The 19,314-nt window shown below is 73.4% G+C and carries 19 protein-coding genes, 1 pseudogene and 1 riboswitch; of the genes and pseudogenes, 6 read left to right on the top strand and 14 right to left on the bottom strand.

Annotated elements, in window-relative coordinates; genetic code table 11:
• Positions 1-32 precede the first annotated feature (32 nt).
• Positions 33-164: riboswitch (cyclic di-AMP (ydaO/yuaA leader) on the bottom strand.
• A 112-nt stretch (positions 165-276) separates the two neighbouring features.
• The 3 genes from AB0B14_RS14180 to AB0B14_RS14190 form a co-directional block, all read right to left on the bottom strand.
• A complete protein-coding gene (locus tag AB0B14_RS14180) occupies positions 277-1,194 on the bottom strand; it encodes a cation diffusion facilitator family transporter (RefSeq protein ID WP_357070684.1) in 918 nt (305 codons plus the stop codon).
• A gap of 107 nt (positions 1,195-1,301) precedes the next feature.
• A complete protein-coding gene (locus AB0B14_RS14185; protein WP_357070681.1) occupies positions 1,302-3,416 on the bottom strand; it encodes an AAA family ATPase in 2,115 nt (704 codons plus the stop codon).
• A 108-nt stretch (positions 3,417-3,524) separates the two neighbouring features.
• Positions 3,525-4,469, bottom strand: a complete 945-nt coding sequence (locus tag AB0B14_RS14190) for an alpha/beta hydrolase (RefSeq protein ID WP_357070678.1) — start codon at positions 4,467-4,469, stop codon at positions 3,525-3,527.
• Positions 4,470-4,627: 158 nt separating this feature from the next.
• Between AB0B14_RS14190 and AB0B14_RS14195 the strand changes: the two genes are divergently transcribed.
• Positions 4,628-5,254 (top strand): carbonic anhydrase, encoded by a 627-nt coding sequence (locus AB0B14_RS14195; protein ID WP_357070675.1) that lies wholly within the window; start codon positions 4,628-4,630, stop codon positions 5,252-5,254.
• 201 nt (positions 5,255-5,455) lie between these two features.
• Here AB0B14_RS14195 and AB0B14_RS14200 read toward each other — a convergent pair whose 3' ends face one another.
• Positions 5,456-5,785, bottom strand: coding sequence for a hypothetical protein (locus tag AB0B14_RS14200; protein ID WP_007463527.1), 330 nt, complete (start codon positions 5,783-5,785; stop codon positions 5,456-5,458).
• A 309-nt stretch (positions 5,786-6,094) separates the two neighbouring features.
• On the opposite strand from AB0B14_RS14200, the gene AB0B14_RS14205 reads away from it, so the two are divergent.
• Positions 6,095-6,586, top strand: a complete 492-nt coding sequence (locus AB0B14_RS14205) for a DUF3145 domain-containing protein (RefSeq protein WP_357070672.1) — start codon at positions 6,095-6,097, stop codon at positions 6,584-6,586.
• An 87-nt stretch (positions 6,587-6,673) separates the two neighbouring features.
• A complete protein-coding gene (locus tag AB0B14_RS14210; RefSeq protein WP_357522654.1) occupies positions 6,674-8,407 on the top strand; it encodes a glycoside hydrolase family 3 N-terminal domain-containing protein in 1,734 nt (577 codons plus the stop codon).
• A 28-nt stretch (positions 8,408-8,435) separates the two neighbouring features.
• On the opposite strand, the gene AB0B14_RS14215 is transcribed toward AB0B14_RS14210, so the two are convergent.
• Positions 8,436-9,095 (bottom strand): lipoprotein, encoded by a 660-nt coding sequence (locus AB0B14_RS14215; RefSeq protein WP_357522655.1) that lies wholly within the window; start codon positions 9,093-9,095, stop codon positions 8,436-8,438.
• A 134-nt stretch (positions 9,096-9,229) separates the two neighbouring features.
• Here AB0B14_RS14215 and AB0B14_RS14220 point away from each other — a divergent pair, with 134 nt between their 5' ends.
• Positions 9,230-9,448: a hypothetical protein gene (locus tag AB0B14_RS14220; protein ID WP_112582579.1), complete on the top strand. Its 219-nt coding sequence runs from the start codon at positions 9,230-9,232 to the stop codon at positions 9,446-9,448.
• A gap of 50 nt (positions 9,449-9,498) precedes the next feature.
• Here the strand turns inward: AB0B14_RS14220 and fabF are convergent, their stop codons facing one another.
• The 8 genes and pseudogenes from fabF to AB0B14_RS14260 all read right to left on the bottom strand — a co-directional run bounded on the left by fabF (position 9,499) and on the right by AB0B14_RS14260 (position 17,135).
• Positions 9,499-10,725: a beta-ketoacyl-ACP synthase II gene (gene fabF / locus AB0B14_RS14225; RefSeq protein WP_357070662.1), complete on the bottom strand. Its 1,227-nt coding sequence runs from the start codon at positions 10,723-10,725 to the stop codon at positions 9,499-9,501.
• A 2-nt stretch (positions 10,726-10,727) separates the two neighbouring features.
• The gene (locus tag AB0B14_RS14230) at positions 10,728-10,967 is read right to left on the bottom strand and encodes an acyl carrier protein (RefSeq protein WP_030330276.1); all 240 of its coding nucleotides are present in this window, start codon (positions 10,965-10,967) and stop codon (positions 10,728-10,730) included.
• 85 nt (positions 10,968-11,052) lie between these two features.
• Positions 11,053-11,997 (bottom strand): beta-ketoacyl-ACP synthase III, encoded by a 945-nt coding sequence (locus AB0B14_RS14235; RefSeq protein WP_357070658.1) that lies wholly within the window; start codon positions 11,995-11,997, stop codon positions 11,053-11,055.
• Positions 11,994-12,920 carry an ACP S-malonyltransferase gene (locus tag AB0B14_RS14240; RefSeq protein ID WP_357070654.1) on the bottom strand — a complete coding sequence of 309 codons (927 nt, stop codon included), beginning with the start codon at positions 12,918-12,920 and terminating at the stop codon, positions 11,994-11,996. Before AB0B14_RS14240 ends, AB0B14_RS14235 begins: the two co-directional genes overlap by 4 nt.
• A gap of 97 nt (positions 12,921-13,017) precedes the next feature.
• Positions 13,018-14,289: pseudogene (locus AB0B14_RS14245) on the bottom strand (helix-turn-helix domain-containing protein); the annotation flags it as partial.
• Positions 14,290-14,312: 23 nt separating this feature from the next.
• On the bottom strand, positions 14,313-15,161 hold the full coding sequence (locus AB0B14_RS14250; protein WP_357522656.1) for a septum formation family protein: 849 nt from the start codon (positions 15,159-15,161) through the stop codon (positions 14,313-14,315).
• A gap of 94 nt (positions 15,162-15,255) precedes the next feature.
• Positions 15,256-15,939 (bottom strand): response regulator transcription factor, encoded by a 684-nt coding sequence (locus AB0B14_RS14255; RefSeq protein WP_357070648.1) that lies wholly within the window; start codon positions 15,937-15,939, stop codon positions 15,256-15,258.
• Complete coding sequence (locus tag AB0B14_RS14260) at positions 15,936-17,135, bottom strand: histidine kinase (RefSeq protein ID WP_357522698.1); 1,200 nt, start codon at positions 17,133-17,135, stop codon at positions 15,936-15,938. Before AB0B14_RS14260 ends, AB0B14_RS14255 begins: the two co-directional genes overlap by 4 nt.
• Before the next feature lie 164 nt (positions 17,136-17,299).
• Between AB0B14_RS14260 and AB0B14_RS14265 the strand changes: the two genes are divergently transcribed.
• Both AB0B14_RS14265 and AB0B14_RS14270 read left to right on the top strand, forming a co-directional pair.
• The gene (locus tag AB0B14_RS14265) at positions 17,300-17,797 is read left to right on the top strand and encodes a phosphoribosyltransferase family protein (protein WP_357522657.1); all 498 of its coding nucleotides are present in this window, start codon (positions 17,300-17,302) and stop codon (positions 17,795-17,797) included.
• A 225-nt stretch (positions 17,798-18,022) separates the two neighbouring features.
• Positions 18,023-18,349 carry a hypothetical protein gene (locus AB0B14_RS14270; protein ID WP_357522658.1) on the top strand — a complete coding sequence of 109 codons (327 nt, stop codon included), beginning with the start codon at positions 18,023-18,025 and terminating at the stop codon, positions 18,347-18,349.
• Positions 18,350-18,416: 67 nt separating this feature from the next.
• Here AB0B14_RS14270 and AB0B14_RS14275 read toward each other — a convergent pair whose 3' ends face one another.
• Positions 18,417-19,064, bottom strand: a complete 648-nt coding sequence (locus tag AB0B14_RS14275; RefSeq protein WP_357070639.1) for a hypothetical protein — start codon at positions 19,062-19,064, stop codon at positions 18,417-18,419.
• Positions 19,065-19,314 lie beyond the last annotated feature (250 nt).

Consider the following 19,314-nt stretch of genomic DNA (forward strand, 5'->3'; position numbering starts at 1 on the left):
GGCGGCGGGTGGTCGTGCTGGTGCCACTGCGCATGTCCTTCCGTCAGCCGCCGACCGGGTTAGCTGACGGGTTCGGGACGGAAGATCCCTACCGCTGACGCGGATGCACCCCAGGAACGTGGTTCCCCGGTTCGCCCGGTTGGGCGATTAGGCGGCGACCGCCACCGGCGCCTGGAGGGCGCCGCCTGGTGGAGGCCGGGACCGAGCCTACCGGTGCCGGTGGGGCTGCTGCAGCCGATGTGACGGAAGGTGCGCACGTCGTCACGGAAATGGGTGTTACCACTCGATTGAGCCGCAGGCCCCGGTGGCGGCGCCGGGCTCGATCTGCAACGTCGCGTGTTCGATCCGGAAGTCGTCGTGCAGGGCGGTACGCGCTGCGGTCAGCACCGCGCCGACCTCCGCGTCGGGTGCCATGGTCAGGTGCGCGGAGGCCACCTCCATGCCCGAGGTGAGCGTCCAGACGTGCAGGTCGTGCACCTCCACCACACCGGGGACGGCGGCCAGCCGGTCGTGCACGGCGGTCACCTGGAGGTGCTCCGGGGCGGCCTGCACCAGGATGCGGACGGCGGCGCGGGCCAGCCGCCAGGTGCGCGGCAGGATGAACGCGCCGATGGCGACCGCGACCAGCGGGTCGGCCCACCACCAGTCGGTGACGGCGATGAGCAGTGCGGCACCGATCACGCCGAGTGAGCCGAGCAGGTCGCCGAGCACCTCCAGGTAGGCGCCCTGCAGGTTGATGCTCTCCCGGGCACCGGCGCGGAGCAGGGCGAAGGCGGCGACGTTCGCGAGCAGGCCGAGTACGGCCACCACGAGCATCGGGCCGGCGACGACCTCGTGCGGGTCGCCGAAGCGGCGGATCGCCGCGATCACCACGTAGATCGCGACGCCGGAGAGCAGGACGGCGTTGGCCAGTGCGGCGAGCACCTCGAGGCGGTAGAGCCCGAAGGTGCGCTGCGGGTCGCCGGTGGCCCGTCGGGTGGCGGTGATCGCGGCGAGCGCCAAACCGATGCCGAGCACGTCGGTGAACATGTGCCCGGCGTCGGAGAGCAGGGCGAGCGAGCCGGTGTGCAGGGCGGCCACCGCCTCGACCACCATCAGGGTGGCGAGCAGCCCGAACGCCGCCCAGAGGCGGCCCCGGTGCTGCTGTGCGGCATTGGCGACGGACCCGTGGTGGTGGTCATGACCTGCGCCCACGAGATCCACCTTCCGCTGCCGGCCGGGGCCCGGTCAAATGTATGTTCACATCGCTATGTGTGCAAGTGTCAAGTCGGCCGCCGGCCCGTGCGACGAGCGGGCACGGATCAGCCGGTCGGGTCGATGGTGGTGAGTCGCTGCGTGGCCCGGGACAGCGCCACGTACAGGGTGCGGACCCCGGCACCCGGATCCGCCCGGATCTCGCTCGGTGCGACAAGCACGACCCCGTCGTACTCCATGCCCTTGGCCTCCAGGCTGGTGACCACCTGCAGGCGCGGCGCGTCGAGCGCGGCGAGCCAGCCGGCGACCTCGTCCCGGCGGGGGACCGGCGTGATCACCCCGACCGTGCCCTCCACCTCGGTCAGCAGGCCGGCGGCCGCCTGCACGGTCGCGGTCGCCAACCCCGTCGCGGGCACCACCAGCTCGACCGGATCGACCCCGGTGGAGCGCACGGCCGTCGGCAGCGGCAGGTCGGGGTAGAGCCGGCGGATCTCCGCCGCCGCCACCGCGAAGATCTCCGCGGAGTTGCGGTAGTTGGTGGTGAGCGTGAAATCGTGCCGCTTGCGTCGGCCCAGCGCCTGGTCCCGGGCCCGGTCCAACTCGTCGGGGTCGCCGGTCCACGCGGTCTGCGCGGGGTCACCCACCACCGTCCAGGAGGCCAGCCGACCACGCCGACCGACCATCCGCCACTGCATCGGTGAGACGTCCTGCGCCTCGTCCACCACCACGTGCGCGTAGTCCCGGTAGTCCTCCGGACGCTCCCGCGCCGCCGCGCGGGCGGCCCGCTGCCGGTCGCTGGCGGTGCTCAGCTCACGGACGCCGCCGGCCAACTGGAACGGGTCACGCCGGGCCCTGGCCGGCTGCGCCGGCTTGCCGAGCAGGGCGTCCAACTCGTCCAGCAGCGCGATGTCGGCGATGGTCAACCCATCCGAGTCCAGGTTCCGGTACGCGGCGGTCAGCAGCCGGATCTCCGCGCCGGAGAGGATCCCCCCGGCGTACCGCCGCAGCCGGTCCGGCCGCGCCAGCCAGCCGAGCACGTGCCGCGGGTGCAGCCGAGGCCACCACGCCTTGAGGAACTCGCGGAACTCCGACCGCTCGGCGATCTCCGCCTCGAAGGTCCGCTGCTCCGGCAGTCGAACGCCCACCTCACGGGCCTGCGCCCAGAGCGCGGCGAAGATCCCGTCGAAGCCGGCCCGGCGAACCTCGTTGCGGCGGGCACCCCGGTGCAGCGCGCGGTCCCGGATCCGGTCCAGCGCCGCCCGGTCCAGCCGCAGCAACGTGCCCCGGTAGAGCAGCCGCAGCTCACCCGGGCCGCCCGGCACCGCGTCGCGGGCCGCCCGCTCCAGCACCCGGCGCATCCGCAGCGAGCCCTTCACCGCCGCCACCTCGGGCGGGTCGGTGCGGGTGGCGCTCATTCCCGGAAACAGGGTGCCCAGCGAGTGCAGGGTCGCGGTGTCCTCACCGAGCGACGGCAGCACCGAGCCGATGTACTCCACGAAGACCGACGACGGGCCGACCACCAGGATGCCGCCACCGGCGTACCGGCTGCGGTCGGAGTAGAGCAGGAAGGCGGCCCGGTGCAGGGCGACAGCGGTCTTGCCGGTGCCGGGGCCGCCCGCGACGATCGTCACCCCGGAACCGGGTGAGCGGATCGCCTCGTCCTGCTCCCGCTGGATGGTCGCCACGATGTCGCGCATGCCCCGGCCGGTGGCCTTGGACAGGGTGGCCAGCAGCGCGCCGTCGCCGACGACGGTCATCCCCTCCGGGGCGGCGTTCGGGTCCAGCAGGTCGTCCTCGATCCGGGTGACCCGCTCGGCGCGGGACTGGATCGTGCGGCGACGCACCACGTCCAGCGGCTGCGCCGGGGTGGCCTGGTAGAAGGCGGCGGCGGCCGGTGCCCGCCAGTCGACGACAAGCGTGGTGGTGTCCTCGTCGCGGATGCCGAGCCGCCCGACGTGCAGCACCTGCCGGTCCCGCAGGTCCAGCCGGCCGAAGACCAGCCCCTCGTACTCGGCGTCCAGGACGTGCCGCCGCTGTGCCGCGTGGAAGACCATCGCGTCACGCTCGACCAACGAGCCGTACGTGCCCACCCGGGCCATCCGGTAGCCGTCACGCTCGGCACGGACCGCCGACTGCCGCAGTTCGGCGAGTCGCGCGTACACCCGGTCGAGGTGGCGTTGCTCGACGGCGATCTCCTGCTCCAGGCCGGTCTGGTCGGTCAACGCACGCTCCTTCGAAGGTCGCCGGCAGGCGGCGGGAACCGCGCGAGCCGACCGCAGAAGGGTACGGCCCCGCGCCTGGCCGGCCGCGCCCGAGGTGCGGGAACGCGCTCAGACACCCGTTTCGGCGGGCGTCGCCCCCCGGCTGCGGGACGGCGGTTCGGCGAGCACCCGACGCAGGACGCCGGTGAGGGCCGCGTTGACCTCGTCCGGGCGCTCCATCATCAGCATGTGCCCGGCACCCGGGCAGACGGTCAACTCGGTGGCCGGCAGGGCCGCCGCGATCGACTCGGCGCACGGCGGTGGGGTCAGCCGGTCCCGGTCGCCGACCAGGGCGGCGGCCGGCAGGTGGGCCAACGCGGTGAGGGTGTCCAGTCGGTGCTGGGTGCCGATGGAGGCGCGGAACCCGCCGATCGAGCGCAGCGAGGCACGAGCCACCGCGGAGGTCACCAGGCGGATGTCGGAGGGGTCGCAGCGGTCGCCGAAGAGCATCCAGCGGATGCTCGGGCGCAACGCGTTCAGCAGCGCCCGGGGCGCTCGCCAGGAGCCGCACCGGGCCAGCACCCCGGCACCTGTCGTCTCGGCCAACCGGATCAACCGGGCGATCCGTGGCGACAGCCCGTAGACGGTGTGCGTGTGCCCCTCGGCGGTGGTCGACACGAAGACCAGACCGGCCGTACGGGCGGCGAAGTGCGCGGGGTGGCGGTGGGCGTACTCCATGATCGTCATGCCGCCCATCGAGTGCCCGACCAGGACCACCGGCCCGACCGGCGCCACCGTGTCGAGCACCGCGGCCAGGTCGTCGCCGAGTTGGGCCAGGGTGGCCGTGGGCAACGCCATGCAGCTGGACCGGCCGTGCCCCCGCGCGTCGTAGGTGACCACCCGCACCGACCCGCCGAACGCCGCGGTGAGCGCGTCGACCTGCCGGTGCCACGCGCGCCCGTCCAACGTCCAGCCGTGCAACAGGATGGCGGTGACCTGCGCGTCCGTCGGCCCCGTCGCCTCGACGTTGAGCCGTACGCCGTCCGGCAGCCCGACCTCGAACCGCTCCGGCATCGCCACCTCCCCAGGGCCGCCCGGCACCACCAGTCCCACTGGTACCCGGCTACCCGCCACGGCAGCACACCAATCACGCCGTCGCCAACATTCCCGACCCCGCCCGTGGGGTCCGACGGCGGGCCAAGCTGGACGGCATGGGGTCCTCGGGAGCGCCCATGGGCGGGGCATCGGGGCCGGGGCGGCAGGCCGGCGGCACTCCTCGCGCCGCGCTGGCCGACCTGCTCGCCGGCAACCGGCGGTTCGTCAGCGGCCAGCCGATCCACGGGCACGACGTCACGGCCGCCGCGGCCGCCGCCTCCGGCGACCAGCAGCCGTACGCCGTGGTGCTCGGCTGCATCGACTCGCGGGTGCCGCTGGAGGCGATCTTCGACCAGACGTTCGGTGCGATCTGCGTGATCCGTACCGGTGGGCACGTGCTCGACCGGGCGGTGTGCGGGTCGATCGAGTACGTGGTCGGCCAGCTCGGCGTACCGCTGGTGCTGGTCCTCGGTCACGAGCGGTGCGGCGCGGTCGGCGCCACCGTGGACGCGCTGCGCGCCGGGGAGCGTCCCGGCGGCTCGCTGGCGCACCTGGTGGACGAGATCGCCCCGGCGGTGACCGAGGTGGGGATCGACGACCCGGCGGTGCTGCCGCTCGCGATCCGTCGGCACGTCCGGCGAACGGTAGGCACGCTGCGCGCCGACGACCTGCTCGCCGGGCCGGTCGCCGCCGGACGGGTGGCCGTGGTCGGTGGCCTCTACGACCTGGCCACCGGCGAGGTCACCCTGCTCGACCCGGCCTGAACCCGCCCGCCGCGCTCGACCGACGCCGACGCCGACGCCCGCGCGGCGTGCTTGATCGACTCGGGTTTCGTGATGTCGGGGTGTCCGGCCGGCCGGGACACTCCGGTTTTCGGGAAGCCGAGTGGATCTCGCCCCGGACACGCGACACCGCCCGCCGGGAACTCCCGGCGGGCGGTGTCGATGGTGCGGTGGGGGAGGGGCTCAGCCCTCGAAGACGCCGGCCGCGACCAGGCGCTTCTCGGTGGCCTCCCAGCCGTCGTTCGGGTGAACGGCAGCCAGGTTGTTGATCTCCGCCCGGATCTTGGCGGCGTGGCCGGCGGCGGCCAGCACGCGGATCTCCTCGACGAAGGCGTCGGAGTCCGTGCGCAGGTGCGCGGTCTTGCCGTTGGTCAGGTTCCGCACGTAGGCGTGCTTGCCGCCGTTGAGCGGGATGAGGTACTTGAACTCGCCCAGCACGCTGAGGGCGCCACCCTGGCCAGCCTGGCCGGCCCGGACGGACGCGCGCGCGGTCTTAGAGGTGTTGCTCGCCACGGAGGTACTCCTTGCAAGACGTACGGGAGGACTGGACGTCCGGGGGCTGTGTGCGGGCCACACTGCGCTCGACCCGCGAAGGTGTAACGCGGCATAAGCCGCCGATGGAACTGTACAGGACCACGACATCATGCTGGTCGTCGCGGTGTCCTGAGAGGCAACGGCGGCCACCCGTCCGGCTATTCCACCCGGCGTTTTTTCCGATTCCCTGGCGCACCACGCGTCACAGGAGTCATCATGTGTTGCAGCAACCACCTGGGTGGACGAGGTCGTAGGGGAAGACGCACCTCGCTCTCCCGGGAGGTCACCGTGCCAACGCGTGGCGTCGTATACGTCCACTCGACCCCACTCGCCGTGTGCTCGCACGTCGAGTGGGCGATCGCGCGCGTCCTAGCCGCGCCGGTCAACCTGCAGTGGACGGCTCAGCCCGTCGACCCCGGCGCACGCCGGGCCGAGTGCGGGTGGACCGGTCGTCCGGGGACGGGCGCCGAGCTGGCTGTTGCCCTGCGGCAGTGGCCCATGATCCGTTTCGAGGTCACCGAGGAGCCGAGTCCCGGTGCCGACGGCGAGCGGTTCATGTACGTGCCGGCCCGTGGCCTGTTCCGGGCCACCGTCGGTGTGGCCGGCGACATCCAGCTCGGCGAGGACCGACTACGCGCGCTGATGGTCGCCTCCCGGGCCCCGGAGGCGCTGGCGCACGCCCTGGACAAGGCGCTCGGCACGGCGTGGGACGCGGACCTGGAGCCGTACCGGTACGCCGGCGACGGCGCCCCGGTGACCTTGCTCACCCGGGTCGGCTGATCCGGCCGCCGGCCCGCTGGCCGTACGCCGTCGGGCCGGCGGCGACCGGTAAGGTCAAGTTGCCCCGATAAGGGGGAAGCTGGTGGGATGGGCGGCGTGTCGAATCGCCCGTGGCGCGCCGCCGTCACAGTCGCCGCTCTGACCGCTCTGCTCGTCTCCGGCTGCTCAGGCGACCCGGAGCGCCCCGCGCCGCCACCCAGCCCGGCTGGCGCGACCGCCGCCCCGAGCGTCCCCGCCGCGACACCGGCCAACGACCCCGCCGCCCGTGCCGCGGCCCTGGTCGCCACGCTGTCCGACGAAGACCTCGTCGGTCAGGTGCTGATGCCGTACGCCTACGGCGACTCGGCGACGAAGGTGTCCGCCGGCTCGGCTGCCGGCAACCAGGCCCTCGCCGGGGTCGACACCCCCGCCGACATGATCGCCAAGTACCGGCTGGGTGGCCTGATCCTGGTCGGCTTCAGCGCCGACGATCCGACCAAGGGCAACCAGGAGACCACGAACGTCGACAACCCGAAGCAGGTGCACGAGCTCACCACCGGGTTGCGTACCGCCGCCGGTCGGCTCGCCGCCGGGCCCGCGCCGCTGCTGATCGGCACCGACCAGGAGTACGGCGTCGTCACCCGCGTGACCGACGGGGTCACCGTGCTGCCCAGCGCGCTCGCGGCGGGCGCGGCCGGCGACCCGAAGCTGACCGAGGCCGCCTGGCAGTCCGCCGGTGCCGAGCTGGCCGCGATGGGGATCAACGTCGACTTCGCCCCGGTGGCCGATGTGCTGGCCACCCGCAGCACCGTGATCGGCTCCCGGTCGTACGGCTCCGACCCGAAGCAGGCCGCGGCGCAGGTGGGCGGCGCCGTCCGTGGCCTCCAGGCGGCCGGGGTCGCGGCCACCCTGAAGCACTTCCCCGGGCACGGCCACAGCGCCGACGACTCGCACCAGGACCTGCCGGTGCTCACCCAGTCCGCCGCCGAATTGCAGAGCGGCGCGTGGCCGCCGTTCACCGCCGGCATCGACGCCGGGGCGATGGCGGTGATGTCCGGTCACCTGGACGCCCGCGCGATCGACCCGGGGACCCCGGCGACCTTCTCCCACAAGCTGCTCACCGACGTGCTGCGCGGCCAGCTCGGCTTCAAGGGCGTGGTGATCACCGACGGGATGAACATGCCGCCCGCGAAGCGCTGGGCACCCGGCGAGGCGGCGGTCCGAGCGCTGAACGCCGGCAACGACCTCATCCTGATGACCCCGAACGTCGGCCAGGCGTACGACGGGCTGCTCGCCGCGCTGCGCGGCGGAACACTGCCCCGGACCCGGCTGGTCGAGGCGGTCACCCGGGTGCTGACCATGAAGTTCCGGCTCGCGGAGACCCCGGCCGCGCAGATGTCCACGCTCAACGCCCCGGCGCACCGGGCCGCGGCCGACGCGCTGGCCGCCGCCGCCGTGACCGTGCTGCGCGGCACCTGCGGCGGCGCGATCCCCGGGCCGGTCACCGTCACCTCCTCCGGAGGACGGGACGGCACCCGGGCCGCGCTCACCGCCGCACTGACCGCCGCCGGGGTGTCGGTCAAGCCCAGCGGCGGGACGATCGTGCACCTGGTGGGCTACGGCGACGGCGCCAAGGACCTGCGCGCCGACGCGGCGGTCACGGTCGCCATGGACACCCCGTACGTGCTGGGCGAGGCGAAGTCTCCGACGTTGCTGGCCACGTACTCCTCCAGCCGGGCGTCCATGACCGCGCTGGCTGCCGTGCTGGCCGGCAAGGCCCGGCCGGGAGGCCGGTCCCCGGTGGTCGTGCCCGGTCTGCCCGCCACGACCTGTCGGACCTGACCGGCGGCGCGCCGGGTCCGCGCCCACCTCACTCGCCCTTCGCGAGCCCCCGCACCGCGAGCCGGTACGCCGGCAGCACGTCGGTCCGTTCGGCGATCAGTCCCTCGTTGACCGCGAAGACTAGCGTCTGCCCCGCCGACTGGACGGCCAGCGCCCAGTTCCGCGACTCCTCCTCGTCGGCCAGCGGGTTGGTGGCGAGCCAGGTCATCTCGGTGGCGTCGAAGCCGCCGGCGCGAAGGTCGCGGAACTGCTGGCCGGCGACCGTCTCGCCGGCCCCGGCGGCGAAACCCTCCAGCGCGGCGCGCGGCGTGACCGTCGGCGAGTCCGCCGCCCAGATCCGCAGGAATCCGCCGCCGGCCGCCCGGCCGTCCACCTCGCAGCGCACGGTGGTGCCGCCGCGCTTGGTGAGTGCCTCGCCGAGCAGCTCGGCCAGCTCGCCCTTGGGCGGCTCGACGGCCTTGGCCGTCCACCCCTCGGCCAGCGGAAACGACACCGGTACCGGGCAGGGAGAACTGGTGCCGCCGGGCGACGCCGGGGCCACCTCGTCGTACCAGGGCTCGCCCGTGGCCTGCGGGGCCGGGCCGCCGGCCTTCGGCCCGGCGGGAGCGGCGGCGTCGTCGCCGCAGCCGGCCAGCAGGCCGAGGGTGAGCGCCGCCGCCGACACGGCGACAAGGGTACGAGTGTCCATGGTGGTGATCCCCGTCAGTCGATCTTCAGTCGGCCCATCTAAGCCGGGCGGTCAGTCGACGTCAATCGGCGATCGTGTGCCCGCGCGACGGAAATCGGGTCGCCCCGCCCGGGTCGGTCTGACAACCTGACCCGATGGGAGCGGCAGCGGGATTCCGGCACGTGCAACGGGCGGACGGCACGGTGGTGATCACGCACCACGGCCGGGTCGCCGGCACGCTGCGCGGCGCGCGGGCCGCGGAGTTCCTCGCCGAGGTCGACGACGACCCACAGTTGGTGATGGCCCGCTGGACCGGCAACTACCGCCACGGCAACGAGCGCACCGCGAAACAGCACCCCCGCAACCGAGGCTGAACGACGAAAGGGGCCCCTCCTCGACGAGGAGGGGCCCCTTTCGCGGGATCTCAGGGTCGGGCGAAGACGAGCGCCACGTTGTGGCCGCCGAAGCCGAACGCGTTGTTCAACGCGGCGGGGATCTCCATGTGGCGTGCCTTGTGCGCCGCGACGTCCAGAGTGAGACCGGGCTCTGGGTCGTCGAGGTTGATCGTCGGTGGGACGACACTGTCGCGGATGGCCAGGATGGTGGCGATCGACTCCAGCGCGCCGGCCGCACCGAGCAGGTGACCGGTCATCGACTTCGTCGCGGACAACACCGGGTGGTCGCCGAGCGCCTTGTGCAGCCCGCCGATCTCCAGCATGTCACCGACCGGCGTCGACGTGGCGTGGGCGTTGACGTGCACGATGTCCCGCTTGGCCACGTCCGCGTCCGCGATGGCCTTGGCGATGGCCCGGATCGCGCCCTCGCCCTCGGCGTGTGGCTGCACGATGTCGTACGCGTCGGACGTGATGCCGGCCCCGGCGAGGCGCGCGTACACCCGGGCGCCCCGGGCGGCGGCGTGCTCGGCCCGTTCCAGCACCAGGATGCCGGCACCCTCACCGAGGACGAAGCCGTCCCGGCCCCGGTCCCACGGGCGGGAGGCGCGCTCGGGGTCGTCGTTGCGGGTGGACATGGCCCGCATCGAGCTGAAACCGGCGATCGGCAGCGGGTGGATGACCGCCTCGGTGCCGCCGGCCACCACCACGTCGGCCCGGCCGGAGCGGATGATGTCCAGACCGAGCGCGATCGCCTCGGCGCCGGTGGCGCAGGCGCTGGCCACCGCGTGCACCCCGGCCTTGGCGCCCAGTTCCAGCCCGACCCAGGCGGCCGGACCGTTCGGCATCAGCATCGGGATGGTGTGCGGGGACACCCGCCGCGGCCCGGACGCCTCGAGGATGTCGTCCTGGGCGAGCAGGGTGGTGGCACCGCCGATGCCGGAACCGACGCTGACGGCCAACCGCTCCCCGTCGAGGTCGGAGCCGGCGAGGCCGGCGTCCGCCCAGGCCTGTTGCGCCGCGATGATCGCGATCGCCTCGGACCGGTCCAGCCGGCGCAGTCGGACCCGGTCCAGCACCTCGGACGGCTCCACGGCCAGCTGGGCGGCGATGCGGACCGGCAGTTGCTCGGCCCACTCCTGGGTGAGGGCACTCACCCCGGAGCGGCCGGCGAGCATGGCGTCCCAGGTCGACGCGACGTCCCCGCCAAGCGGGGTCGTCGCGCCGAGCCCGGTGACGACGACGTCAGGACGACTCATGATCAGGACTGCGCCGCGATGTAGCTGACGGCGTCACCGACGGTCTTGAGGTTCTGTACCTCGTTGTCCGGGATTTTGACGCCGAACTTCTCCTCGGCGGCCACCACGACCTCCACCATGGAGAGCGAGTCGACGTCGAGGTCGTCGGTGAAGGACTTCCCCTCGGCCACGTCGTCCGGGTTCACTCCGGCAACCTCTTCGAGGATCTCGGCGAGGCCGGTGGTGATCTCGTCACGGGTCATTGTGGTTGGTTCCTTTCATCGGGGTTGTCCGACGGACGGCGTCGCCGACCGCCACTCCTCGACGCGTACGCGCCGGAGGGGGTCTTCAGGGGCAGCGGACGACCTGACCGGCGTAGGTCAGACCACCGCCGAAGCCGAACAGCAGCACCGGTGCGCCCGAGGGCACCTCCCGGCGCTCGACCAGCTTGGACAGGGCCAGCGGCACGCTCGCGGCAGAGGTGTTGCCGGACTCGACGATGTCCTTCGCGATGATCGCGTTGGGGATGTTGAGCCGCTTGGCGATGCCGTCGATGATCCGGGTGTTGGCCTGGTGTGGCACGAACGCGGCCAGCTCCGACGGGTCGACCCCGGCCCGCTCACAGGCCTGCAGGGCCAGCGGCGCCAGCTCGGTGGTGGCCCAGCGGAACACCGCCTGCCCCTCCTGCTGGACGTACGGGCGCCAGCCCTCGATGCGGACCGCGTCGCTCTTCTCCGGCACCGAACCCCAGACCACCGGGCCGATCCCGGCCGGCTCGTCGTCAGCGGTGGCGGTGACCACCGCGGCACCGGCGCCGTCGGCGAAGATGATGCAGGTGGAGCGGTCGGTCCAGTCGGTGAAGTCGGAGAGCTTCTCGGCGCCGATGACGAGCGCGTTGCGCGACGCGCCGGCCCGGATGGCGTGGTCGACGGTGCCCAGCCCGTACGCGAAGCCCGAGCAGGCGGTGTTCACGTCGAACGCGGCCGGGGCGGTGATGCCCAGCTTGGCGGCGACCCGGCAGGCCACGTTGGGGCTGCGGTCGATCGACGTGCAGGTGGCGACCACGACCAGGTCGATGTCGGCGGCAGTCAGGCCGGAGTTGGCAAGCGCCTTGCCGGCGGCGGCGGCGGCCATGTCGGCCACCGTCTCGCTGTCGGCGATCCGCCGGCTGACGATGCCGACGCGGTCGCGGATCCACTCGTCGTTGGTGTCGACGAGCTGGGCGATGTCGTCGTTGGTCACCACCCGGGAGGGCTGGTAGTGCCCCATCGAGACGATGCGACTGCCAGTCATGAACGACCTCCGATGCGGGCGATCAGGTCCCGTGCGGCCGGCAGGTCGTCCGGGGTGTTCAGGGTGACGATCTCCGGGGCGCCCTCGCCCTTGAGGTCCCGTTTGATCAGCCCGGCGAGCGTGCCGGCGTGCGGCAGCTCGATCACGCCGGTGACACCGAGGTCGGCCAGCGTACGCATGCACAGATCCCAGCGCACCGGCGCGGTGATCTGACGGATGAGGCGCTGCACCAGCTCGGCGCCGTTGTCGACAGCGGTGCCGTCGAGGTTCGAGAGCAGGGTCCGGGTCGGGTCGGCGGGGGTGATGCCGGCGGCGACCGCGGCGAGCGCGGTCGCGGCCGGAGCCATGTACGGGGTGTGGAACGCGCCCGCCACCTTGAGTCGGATGATCCGGGTCCGGGCCGGCGGCTCGGCGACGAGCCTGTCGATTCCGTCCAGCGTGCCGGCGGCGACGATCTGCCCGGCGCCGTTGCGGTTGGCCGGGTACAACCCGTGTGCCTCGATGGCGGCGAGCACCTCGTCGGGGTCGCCACCCAGCGTCGCGGCCATCCCGGTCGGCTCCAGCGCGCACGCGGCCGCCATCTCCCGGCCGCGTACGCCGGCGAGGGTGATCGCGGCTTCGGCGGTCAGCACGCCGGCGAGGGTGGCGGCACTCAACTCACCGACGCTGTGCCCGGCGGTGATGTCGACGCCTTCCAGTGGCAGGTGCTCGGCCGCGAGTAGCGCCGCGGCGACCAGCAGCGGCTGGGTGCGGGCGGTATCCATGATCTCGTCGGCACCGGCGGCGGTGCCCAGGTGCGTCAGGTCGACCCCGGCCAACGCCGACCACTCGCGCAGCCGCGCCTCGGTGCCGGTCAGGTCGAGCCAGGGGGTCAGGAAGCCGGGTTTCTGAGAACCCTGGCCGGGACTAAGTACGGCGAGCACGCCTATGACTCTCCCGGATTCGCGCGGGTAACGCTGTGTCGCCTCCGACCAAACCACACTAGAACCTTTGGAGGTTTCCTACAAAAGTCGGCGTGAATCAATCCTCGGTTCGGACGGTTTTCCGGTTGGCCGGGGTCATTGTCTGAGTCGTGACGGTCGAGGTGAGCGGGACGACCGGATCCAGCCGACCCACGGTGAGCGCCACCTGAAGTGCGAACGCGTCCCGGGGAGACAGCGGCGAGAAGCCGGTCACCTCGGCGATCCGCCGGAGCCGGTAACGCACCGTGTTCGGGTGGACGAACAACGCCCGGGCGGCGCTCTCCAGCGTGCCACCGGCGGCCAGGAAGGCGTCCAGGGTCGCCAGCAACTCGCCGCCGGCGCGCACCAGCGTCGCGTACACGTCGTGTCGCAGCCGCCGCCGAGCCTCCGCGTCGCCGGCCAGGGCCCGCTCCGGCAACAGATCAGCGGCCGGCACCGGACGGGGAGCACCGGGCCAGGCCGGCGCCGCCCGGAACCCGGACAGCGCCGCCCGCGCCGACTCGGTCGCCTCGTCCAGGCTCGGTACGGCCGGACCGACCACCACCGGCCCGTCACCGAACGCGCTCAGCAGCTCGGCGGTGGCGGTGAGCGGGTCCGCCGCGCCGCCCAGCACGATCACCAGCCGGTCGCCGTGCACCCCGCCGATCACCTCCACACCGATCCGGCGGGCCTGCCGGTAGACCACGTGCAGCACGGCGGAGACCTCCCCGCCCGGCGATCGGCCGACCGCCACCGCCACCGGCGGCGCGTCCGCCCAGCCGAGCGCGGCGGCCCGACTGGCCAGCACGTCGGGCGAGTCACCGCGCAACAGCGCGTCGACGAGCAGGGCCTGCAACCGGGCGTCCCACGCGCCGCGTGACTCGGCCGCCCGCGCGTAGACCCGGGCGGCGGCGAACGCGATCTCCCGGGAGAAGCGCAGCACCGCCTCGCGGAGTTGCTGCTCCTCGCCCTCGGCGGCCAGGTGCGACACCTGCTCCTCGACCACGTCGATGGTCACCTTGATCAACGCGACGGTCTGCTGGAGGGTGATCGACCGGGCCAGCGCCTGCGGGGCGGCGGCGAAGACCTCGTCGGAGACCTCCTGGGTGCTGTCCGCGGTGCCGCCACCCTCGCTCAGCCACTGCACCAGCGACCGGGCGCCGGCCTGGGCCACCAGCATCACCCAGGAGCGCTGGTCGGCCGGCAGCGCCCGGAACCACGGCAGCGTCTCATCCATCCGAGCCACGCTGGAGGTGGCCAACGCCCCCGCCGAACGCTCGATCCGGCGCAGCGTGGCCGCCAGCTCTCCACCCCCCGGCGTACTCACCGCCCTAGCCTGACACGTCGTGACCAGGCCAACCACGTCGGCACCGGTCAGCGGGTCGCCGGCAGCACGCGCCGACCGGCACCCTTCACCGACGCGGTGAGCACCCGGTCGGGGCTGTGCAGGAAACACCAGGCGCCGGCATCCGCCTGCCACTCGGGCTCACCAGACGGGACGGACGCCAACGCCTCGAACCGGTCGCCCAGGTCCCGCTCCGGCAACCCGACGTGTTGCGCGATCGTCGACTGACAACCCGCCCGCATGACCTCCTCGGTGACCTGATCGGCCTGCGGGGTGGGCCGCCAGAGGCCGGCGAACTCGGTGGCGTGCGGCCCGGTGCAGTCCGTCGGCGGCAGGTTGACGCCGCCCTCGGCGGTCTCCTCCGGTTCGGTGAAACAGGTGAGCCGCAGCGTCGAGTCACCGGTCAGGGCACCGCCGAGGCTGTTCGCCCGGGGTTCGGGGAACCACCGGTCCACCGCGTGCATCTCCAGCAGGTCGCAGCGGTACCACCGCTCACCCGCCTCCCAGTGCGCCGCCGACGGGACCAGCACCCGCATCGCCAGCCGTGACTCGCGCCACTCGCCGCCCAGGAAGAGGGCAGCCTCGGCGTCGCAGGACCCGTACGCCCGCCCGATGCCCTCGGTGTTGGCCGCCGGCGGTGCCGACGCGGCGGCGTCCGCGCCGCCGAACCGGCCGACCAGGAAGGTCTCCGTCTCGTGCTTCGAAGAGCAGGGGATCGGCGTGTACGTCTCGGGGCTGCGCTCGTCGGAGGCGGCGGCGTGACACACCCCCGCCTCGGGGGTGAAGGACGGGAGCGACTCGTCGGCGAAGATGCTGTCGCAACCGCCCGCCCCCATGATCAGCACTGCCAGGACCGTCGTCCCCCACCACCGTCGCACGTTGTCTCCGTTCTGGGCCGCCGCTGTCGGCGTCGATGGCGCGCAGCGTACGGCAGCAGGGCGACAGCACCGTCCAGGGTGGACCGGCGGCGGATCACGGTGGCGGCAGGCCCAGCTCCTGGGCCAGGATCGCGGCCTGTACCCGGCTGCGCAGGCCCAGTTTCGCCAGGATCCGGCTCACGTGCGTCTTGGTGGTGCTCTCCGCCGTCGCCAGCCGGTCGGCGATCTGCTGGTTGGACAGGCCCAGCCCGAGGCAGGCCAACACGTCACGCTCACGAGGGGTGAGGGTGCCCAGCGCGGCCCGGGTGTCCGCGGACGCACCCGGCGCGGTGGCCGCGAAGGCCGCGATCAACCGACGGGTCACCGCGGGGGCGATGAACCCGTCGCCACGCGCCACCGTCCGCACCGCGGTCACCAGGCCGTCAGCGTCGGTGTCCTTGAGCAGGAACCCGGCCGCACCGGCGCGCAGCGCGCCGAAGACGTACTCGTCGAGGTCGAAGGTGGTGAGCACCAGCACGTCGGCGAGCAGGTCGGCGACGATCGCCCGGGTCGCCCAGATCCCGTCCTGGCGGGGCATCCGCACGTCCAGCACCGCCACGTCCGGGCGTAACTCCCGGCACAGCCGCACCGCCTCGTCGCCGTCGGCCGCTTCGCCGACCACCTCCAGGTCGGGGGCGGCGCCCAGGATCAGGGCCAGTCCGGCCCGTACCGCCGGTTGGTCGTCCGCGAGCACCACCCGGACGACCGCGTCGTCCGGTGCGCGCGCCGGCCCGGTCACCCGCCCTGCCCGGTGGGCAGCGTGGCCCGGACCTGCCAGCGCCCGTCCCGCGGCCCGGCGGTGAACCGCCCGGCCAACAGCGTGACCCGTTCCCGCATCCCGATCAGCCCGGCCCCGGCGCCCGGCACCCCGCCCCCGGGTACGCGCACCGGATTCTCCACGGTCACCACCACCTCCGCCGGCCGGTACGCGATGGTCAACTCCGCCTTACCCGTGCCGTGCTTGAGCGCGTTGGTCAGCGACTCCTGCACGATCCGGTACGCGGCGAGGTCCACCCCCACCGGCAGCGGGCCCGGGGTGCCATCGGTGCTTACCCGTACCGCCAGGCCGGCGGCCTGGATCCGCTCGACCAGCCCGTCCGCCTCGGCGAGCCGGGCGGTGACCACCTCCGGCACCGCCGGGCCGTCACCCGCGGGACCGTCGCCGGTCGCCGGCTCCCGCAGCACCTCGATCATCTGACGCATCTCCGCCAGGCCCTGCACGCTGCTCTCCCGGATCACGTGCAACGCCGAGGTGACCTGGCCGCGATCCAGGCCGGGTACGGACAGCACGGCGGTGGCGTGGATGGCGACCGCGCTGAGGTGGTTGGCGACGACGTCGTGCAGCTCGCGGGCCATCCGGGCCCGTTCGGCGCTGACCGCCTGCCGGCGGTCCAACTCGACCAGCCGGGCGGTCTGCTCGGCCCGCGCCCGCTCGGCGGCGGCCTGGTCGCGGTACTGCCGCACGCTGATGCCGGTCAGGACCGGCAGCAGCCCGGCGAGCACCACCAGCACCCCGATGGTGACCCCGCGCCAGTTGTCGAGGGAGACCACGCCGACGACGGCACCGAGCAGGCTCAGTCCGATGGTCACCCGCAGCAGCCACCGCCACAGCCGGGGCGGGCCGTACACGCAGGCGTCGTAGAGCACCTGCGTGTAGACCAGGATCGTGCCCAGCGAGTTGCCGAGCGCGGTGTCCACCACCAGCGCCCCGGTGCCCACGGCCAGGCTGGCGCGGGGGGCGACCCGACGCATGCCCACGGCCGCGCACATCACCAGCAGCGGCGGCAGGAACAGCGCCGACGGCACGCCCGTGTTCGGACGGACCTGCGGCTGCCAGCCCAGGGAGTAGAGCACCAGGCCGCCGGCCAGCGACGCGGCGGCGAGCGCGAGGTCGCGCCCGAGGGTGCCGGATCCGAGCCACGGTGGCGGTCGCATACCCACGATCCCACCACAGCCGCCGACCCCCGGACACCGACCGGAGGAGGAGGCCGACGGCGTCGACATGCGCCGAAAGGGGTACGCGCAGCCCGTCCCGGCCCGACGATAATGATCAACATGACCGACCCGGAGCCCTGGCCGCCCTGGCCCGCGAGATCGACGTGACCTGCCGACTGACCGGCACGTTCGTGCTCCGCTCCGGTCGGACCGCCGACGAGTACTTCGACAAGTACCGCTTCGAGGCCGATCCCCGCCTGCTGGACCGGGTGGCCGCCCAACTCGCGCACCTGGTCCCGACCGGCACCGAGGTGCTGGCCGGGCTGGAGATGGGCGGGATCCCGGTGGTGACCGCGCTCGGCCGGCACACCGGGCTGCCCTGCGCCTTCGTCCGCAAGAGCGCGAAGCCGTACGGGACGGCCCGGCTGGCCGAGGGAGCGGAGCTGGCCGGGCGGCAGGTGCTGGTGGTCGAGGACGTCGTCACCTCCGGCGGCCAGGTCGTCATCTCCACCGGCCAACTACGCGAACTGGGTGCCCGGGTGGAGCACGCCCTGTGCGTCATCGACCGCGTCGAGGGTGGGGCCGAGGCGCTCGCCGGGCACGGTGTGGCGCTGCGAGCGCTCCTGCGCCGGGCGGACCTGGAGGCGCACCGCGCCCGCTGAGCGCCGGTCGGCTCCGTCTGCGCCCGCTGTCTGCGACCTCCGGATTAACGGCGCGAAAAGAGGCTGTGAACTGCGCGGCAGGGTTCCGCGCTCACCGTCGTTTTTGCGAACTGGCCGGTGCCGACCCCGGGTACGCCGTGCGCGGCCAGTCGGTCCCGGCCAGTACGGTGACAGGGGCACGTCGGGGGAGCACCCGCGGGTGAGGCGAACGTGAGGAGACCGGGGATGGCGCACGGGGAGGCCGAGCACGGCTGCGCCCAGGGCGAGCCCTGCCGACCGGGGCACCACGACCCGCAGGCGGCTGGCAAACACCGCCGGCCGGCTGCCGGCGCGACGGGGCACCCGGGGGAGCCGCTCACCGGCCGGGACGACGAGACCACGCTCCCGCGTCAGCGCTCCGCCGAGGGCGCCGCCCTGGCCGAGCCCGACGCAGACGTTCCTGCTGGTTGCCTCAGCGAACTTCCCGGCTGGGCCGGGGCGCATCGGCACGGCCCGGTCCGGCCGCGCCCGCGGGCCACCCGCCGGGAGCGCCCACCACGCCGCTGGTGCTGAGCGCCCGCCGCGCGAAACAGCGCGTGCGGTGGGTCAGCGGTTGCGGCGGGTCAGCGCGTGCGGCGGGTCAGCGCGTGCGGCGGCGGATCAGCAGGGCGATCCCGGCCAGGCCGACCGTGATCGTCAGCATCACCCCGACGTTGAGCAGCAGCAGGCGTTGTAGGTCGCCAAGCGCGTCGTCGAGGTCCTTCGCCGGGTCGAGCGTGTCCTCCGGGAGCACCCGTTCGCCACCGCCCGCACCACCGCTGACCGTGTCGAACTGCCGCTCCAGCGGCACACCGGCGGTGCGCAGGGTCTCGGACATGCTCAGCCGTCCCAGGAACCAACCAGCGCTGGCCTTGCCGGCCGGCTGCTTCGCCGGCCGGTAGACCCGCGGGCCACCGACCGCCCGGGGATAGAGGTCGTAGGTCTGCTGCGGCGTCTCGCCGGCGAACACCACGACCGTGTACTTCGGACCGAGGTCGGCCGGCTTCGGGCCGGTCGGCATGCCGGTGCGCCCCAGGAAGTTGACCTGGTCGATGACCGCGCCGACGTGGGCGGGTTGGGTGTCCACGCGCAACCGCAGCGGCGCGGCGAGCCCCTCGCCCGTGATGTCCACCCCGGCCGGTGCCGTGTTCGGCGCCGCCGAGACCGGGCCGGCGGTGCCGAGCGACAGCAGCGCCGTCGCCAGCGCGCCCGCCAGCACGGCGGCCAACCGCCTCATGTGTCGGACCATCCCGCCTCCTCGCCCCGTTCGATGGATGGCTTCGGTGTGACGCCTGAAGCGGTCTGCCGGTGCGGGCATCGACCAGATGGCCGGGCCTACTCCTACAGACTCCGCAGAACGTCGATGGGTTGCAGCTTCTGGAACAGTAATTGGAACTATCTGCGATCTCTGCTCAACTAATGAGGAGCCGTTTGATCAGCGGGCGGATCGTACCCTTACGGAGGGGTTCATGGGGGGCAGGGTTACACGTACGGTGCGG

This window comes from Micromonospora sp. NPDC049171, from assembly GCF_040648275.1.
In the GTDB taxonomy this organism is placed as follows: domain Bacteria; phylum Actinomycetota; class Actinomycetes; order Mycobacteriales; family Micromonosporaceae; genus Micromonospora.